The sequence below is a fragment of the Actinoplanes sp. NPDC089786 genome, from assembly GCF_040684855.1.
Classification (GTDB): domain Bacteria; phylum Actinomycetota; class Actinomycetes; order Mycobacteriales; family Micromonosporaceae; genus Actinoplanes.
Genome location: NZ_JBFBGU010000063.1, coordinates 1 through 4,858, shown reverse-complemented (window position 1 = coordinate 4,858; position 4,858 = coordinate 1). Strand labels below are relative to the sequence as shown.

The following is a 4,858-nucleotide window of genomic DNA, read 5'->3' as shown; positions in this document are numbered from 1 at the left end:
CGACGGGGTCTTTTCGTTGGTATGTCCCTCTCGCTGAGCGTGTTCGCTGACAGCCCATCACCAGTTACGTACCGAACCTTTGCCTACCCGCTTAGTCGGCGGACCGGGTGCAGATACCGTGGTGCGCCTGTGCCGGCTCGGCGACTGGCAGCGGGGTATTGACATCGAGCGAACTGGGCGCGCTCCCGGATGGAGCCGTGACCGAGGACGCAGCGATCAGCCGGCTGCGCTCCTTCATCTTGGGGTCTGGCCGAGCCACGAGATCCTCGGCCAGCACGCGTATCCGGACCGCACGAGCCGGTGTCGTGTCGTCGAAGATGACCGTGTTGTTGTCGGCGGTGGCCCTGACGGCCCTGATCCTGTCGGCATGCCGGGAGGCCCTGTCCGCCTGGACACCACAGTGATCCGGCGTTGCAGGCTACGGCCGGCAATCGTCTGAGCTCGACTCCGGCGACCGGCCGGCAACCCGTACTCCTGACGGTTTGTGTCATCGAGCTAAGGATCGGACCGGATCGGCCGAACAGGCTGGAAGTGAAGCCAGTGTCACGGAGGCTGTTACCGGATGCATTACATCACCGGAGAACCCATCCTCGCCAATGATCACACCGTCATGCGCCGCGTCGCGCATCCGGAGCACGGCGGCACGGTGATCAGCAAGGAGGCCTCCGGGGCAGCCTCCACAGCGCGGATCCGTCACGAAGCGGATGGCACTGGGACGACGGTGTCGTCACCGAGCACATCGGCAGCGAGGACATCGTCGAGCTCCTCGCTGTCCGGCTGGCCCGGCTGCACCTCGGCACTCGCCGTATGGTGCGACTGGCGGCCACCATCGGCAGCACCATTGCGCTGGACCTGTTGTCCACCGCCGCGGGCGACGCGGGCGTGTCCGAGACGCTGGATGTGCTGGCCCCTGCCCTGGACGAAGGTCTGCTGGTTTTTCGTGAGGCGGGAATCGGCGCGGAAGCGGTCAGCTTCCGGCACGACCGGGTCCAGCAGGCCGCGATGGGCGACGATGTCGGCGGCCCGATCGACCGGCTCGCTGTAGCTCGCCGTCTGACCGCGATCGACCGGTTTCGGCCCGAGGCCGTGGAGCAGTACCTCGCGGCATGGCCGTCGATCGAGTCGTCCTCCGAACGGTGCGAGGTGGCGACGATGTTCGACGCCGCGGCCGCCGAGGCGGTGCGTGTCAGCAACTACGGCGCCGCGGAGCGTCTGTTGCGTGCCGCCTGTTCACTGACCGACGGTGACGGCGCGGTGGGGCGACGTATCGCGTGGCAACGCACTCTCTACCTGCTGGGCCGGCTGGACGAAGCGGCCGAGGTCTACGCCGGACTCGTCGACGCGGCCGTGGACCCGGTGTCGCTGATCGCCGCCACCGGCACCCAGATCGACAGCTTGCTCAACGGCTCCCGGCCGGTCGAAGCGCTCGCACTGGGCTTGGACTGGCTCAGCCGGCTCGGACTGCCGATGCCGGCGGAGAACGCCGGCGCCGAGGTCGACCGCGGTCTGGCCGACCTGCGCATGTGGATCGACGGCGCCGTTGCTGGGCAGGACCGCCACCGGCCCGAGCCGGACGACCCGCAGATCCTGGCCGCCCTCACGTTGTTCACGCCGCTGATGACCACGGCATTCTTCATCGACAACAACGTCTACAACTGGCTCGCCATGAAGGCGTTCACTCTCTGGCGCGATCACGGCCCGCACTCCCTTCTGATCGCCCCACTGGCCTGTGCGAGTTCGGTGTTTCAACATCTACGGGAGGACTACCGCACGTGCCGCCGACGACCATCGGCACAGCTAGCATCGCCCGTTCATCGCCCAACGGGCGGCACAGTACTTCCACGACCGGGGTCTGCTGTATGTGGCGCACAAGATGACGGCCGAGGCGACCGTGGAGTACGGCGAGTGGGGGGCCACGGCAAAGGTGGCTTCGACCGGCCCCGCGACGAGGTGGTCCGGCTCGAACCGCGGCGGGATCGGGTCGGACGACATCGACATGCGGGTACTTCTGGCCGCTTCCCAGGCGATCAGCTCGGCCGTTGATCTCGTGCACCTGCGCGCGCTGGTCGACGAGCAGCTGTGCGCACTCGCCGGCGCCACCTCGGTCACGCTCCTGATCACCGAGGCGGAGACCGGCGACATGCTGGTGGTGCGAGGCGACGGCGAGCTCACGCCGGCCGACGAGGCGATCGGCCTCGATCTGGTGCCGCAGTCGGTCCTGCACTATCTCCGGCGCACCCGGGCCTGGCTCGTGCTCGACGACGTGCTGGCCGACGACCGCTTCCGCCACGATCCGCATTTCGCCGGTCTGCATCAGTGCTCGGTGCTGGCCCTGCCGATCGTCCGGCAGAACGAGACAACCGGGCTACTGATCCTGCAGAACCGGCTGAGCCGGGGGGGCGTTCACCGAGGATCGCCTCGCCGCGGTACGCCTGATCGGCGGCCAGCTCGCAGTCTCGGTCGGCAACGCGCTGCTCTACCGCACGCTCGAGGACCGCATCGCCGAACGGACCAGCGCCCTGCGCAGCGCCAACGACAAGCTGGAACTGCTCAGCCAGACCGACACGTTGACCGAGATCGGCAACCGTCGGCACTTCACCCAGTACTACGACGCGTTGTGGTCCCGGGCAGCAGCAGCCACGGAACAGGTCGGCGTGGCCTTGGTCGACGTGGACAACTTCAAGAAGTACAACGACCGGTACGGCCACCCCGCCGGCGACGAGTGCCTGCGCCGCATCGCCGGGGCGATGAAGTCAGCGGTCCGCAGCTCCGACGTGGTCTGCCGCTACGGTGGCGAGGAATTCGTCCTGCTGCTGAAAGCCACGGACGCCGCACATGCGGCGACGATCGCCGAGCGGGTCCGCGCCGCGGTCGCGGCACTGAACATCCCACACGAGCTGAACCCGGCCGGCGTGGTGACCGTCAGCATCGGGGTGGCCGCCACGATCGCCTCCGCGCAGACGTCCCCGGCCTCCCTGGTCGAGCGGGCGGACAAGGCGCTCTACCGGGCGAAAGACGAGGGCCGAAACCGCCTCGCTGTCGCTGCCGCGGCCTGATCCGGGTGTCGCGTCACGGCCGGCATCGGCGGCCTGATCATCCGCCGCGTTCCTTATGGCACTTTTATTGCCCCTCTGGACAAGATCTGAACATCCCAGGGGACTGATCCGTCGCATAGGTGTGGACGACCTGGCACATAGTGTTGACAAGACCGCGCCGAAGCACCTGCTCCTGACCGGAGCGACAGGCTTCATCGGACAGGCTGTACTCGAACGGATCCTGTCCGGATACCCGGACACGAGGGTCACGCTCGTGATCCGGGGGCGACACGGATCCTCCGCTCAGGCTCGACTCGATCGCCTGCTGGGCCTGCCGGTCTTCGATCGGTGGCGGGAGGGCGCCGGCAAGGAGGCGGTCGCTGAGGAGATCAGGAATCGGGTGCACACCATCGACGCGGATCTGGGGCATTCGGCCCTCGAACTGCCGGACGATCTTACCGCGGTGATTCACGCCGCCTCCTCCGTATCTTTCGATCCACCGGTCGACGAAGCGTTCCGGAGCAACGTGCAGGCAGTTGCCGGTCTGTACGGCGCACTGCTGCGCAGTCGCGCCCAGCCTCATGTCGTGCATGTGTCAACCGCCTACGTCAACGGTGCCAAGCGTGGTGTCGTCGCGGAACGATCCCTCGGTCACGACCTCGACTGGCGTGCCGAGATGGCCGTCGCGACCGCCGCGCGTGGCCGGGCCGAACAAGACTCGCACCGGCCCGCGGTGCTGCGGGGGCTACTCGCCGAGGCACGCAAGGAACATCGTGGTTCCGGACCTGGCTCGGTTGCCGCGGCGGCTGAGAAGAAGCGCCGTGAGTGGGTCGACGAACAGCTCGTCAAGCAGGGTCGGCTGCGCGCACGGGTCGGCGGCTGGACTGACGTATACACCTTCACCAAGGCAATGGGCGAGCGGGTCGCGGAGCAGATGCTCAGCGGCGAACTACCTCTGTCCGTCGTCCGCCCGGCCATTGTGGAGTGTGCTCTGCGACACCCCTATCCCGGATGGATCCAGGGATACAAGATGGCGGACCCCTTGATTCTCGCGTACGGCCGGGGCCTGATCACGCAGTTTCCCGGTCCGGCCGACGGCATCATGGACATCATTCCTGTCGACCTGGTGGTCAATGCCCTCATGGCCGTTGCGACGCAGCCCATCACGGTACGGCCGGATCCCACCGTACCGCGGTTCTACCACGTTGCCTCGGGTGACCGGCGGCCGTTGACGAACCTGGGCATGTACCAACAGGTACACCGATACTTCACGGCAAACCCCATGTCGAAGGACGGGCACGGCCACGTCAAGGCGACCACCTTCGATTTCTCGGGCTCGGCCCGAGCCGACGGCATGTTGCGTATGGTCTCCAGAGCAGTGGACTCCGCGCAGCAGGCGCTGCTTCACGGGCCACGCAGCACACGGTCCCGGCGATGGCAGGACCTGCTCAGCGTGACCAAGACGGAAGTCGACGCATTGAGCCGCCTCTCCGACCTCTATGGCGAGTATTTGCAGAACGAGGCGGTCTTTCGCACCGAGAACCTGATCGAGCTGCACAACCACTTGCCCGCGGACCGCGTCGCCGAGCACGGCTTCGACCCCGCTGAACTGGACTGGACCGACTACTTCCAACACGTCTACCTCCCGGCGCTGGCCGGCAACCGGCGTGGCGCCGGTCGGCGACCTCGTGCTCCGCGTGCGCCTCGGCCGCTCACTGCTTCGGTCGGCAACCGCACGGTCGCCGTCTTCGACCTCGAGGGCACGATCGTCAGCTCCAACCTGATCGAGACGTACCTGATGGCGAAGCTCAACGAGCTGCCGC

Annotated in this window: 3 protein-coding genes; all 3 read left to right on the top strand. The window is 67.2% G+C overall.

Annotated features, from left to right (window positions below; translation table 11 throughout):
• Positions 1-807 precede the first annotated feature (807 nt).
• Positions 808-2,043 carry a hypothetical protein gene (locus tag AB0O15_RS47760; RefSeq protein ID WP_364334828.1) on the top strand — a complete coding sequence of 412 codons (1,236 nt, stop codon included), beginning with the start codon at positions 808-810 and terminating at the stop codon, positions 2,041-2,043.
• Positions 2,044-2,432: 389 nt separating this feature from the next.
• On the top strand, positions 2,433-3,056 hold the full coding sequence (locus tag AB0O15_RS47755; RefSeq protein ID WP_364334831.1) for a diguanylate cyclase: 624 nt from the start codon (positions 2,433-2,435) through the stop codon (positions 3,054-3,056).
• 121 nt (positions 3,057-3,177) lie between these two features.
• Positions 3,178-4,858, top strand: a 1,681-nt coding sequence (locus AB0O15_RS47750) for an SDR family oxidoreductase (protein ID WP_364334825.1), incomplete at its 3' end; no start/stop codon positions are given.